Origin of the sequence: Kitasatospora nipponensis, assembly GCF_039528135.1 — a bacterium.
In the GTDB taxonomy this organism is placed as follows: domain Bacteria; phylum Actinomycetota; class Actinomycetes; order Streptomycetales; family Streptomycetaceae; genus Kitasatospora; species Kitasatospora nipponensis.
On the sequence record NZ_BAAALF010001147.1, the window covers coordinates 1 to 521 of the forward strand.

Here is a 521-nt window from a genome sequence, read left to right on the forward strand (position 1 = left end):
CCCGGCTGTTGACTCTCCATCAGGTCGCCCCCCAGGTACGCCCCCGGACCCGGCCGGCACCGGACGCCCCCGGCGGCGCCGGCCGCTGCTCCCATCGTGAGTCCCGATCACCGGTGCCGCAACGGTGCGCGGCCCGTCGGCCGGAGCGAACGGGGGCTCGGGGCGGGGCGAGTGATCCGGTCCGTGGTTTGGCGTCCCCGCCGTGCTGACAATCCGTCAGCTGGTGGCGCGAGCTCTCCGAGGCGCGGTGACGACACCCCGGGGCCACCCGTCGCGTCGACTCCGGCGGACGGGTGACCCCCGACGCGGTCACCCCGACGCGCAGAACCTCGCAAGCCGGGCAAGGCTGGACACGGCGGCCCGATGCAGGTTCAATGGCCGACAGGAGTTTGAACGACGTTCTAACCCGGCGACCGCGAGCGAGGCACCGTGCGACTCACCCCCACCGAACGGGACCGGCTGCTGATCTTCACAGCCGCCGAACTGGCCCGGGCCCGGCGCGCCCGCGGCGTCCGGTTGAA

At 73.9% G+C, this 521-nt stretch carries 1 protein-coding gene; it reads left to right on the top strand.

Translation table 11 applies throughout. From position 1 onward, the window contains the following. Positions 1-429: 429 nt before the first annotated feature. Positions 430-521 (top strand): urease subunit gamma (locus ABD323_RS45345; protein ID WP_344447768.1); only part of this gene is annotated, 92 nt, incomplete at its 3' end.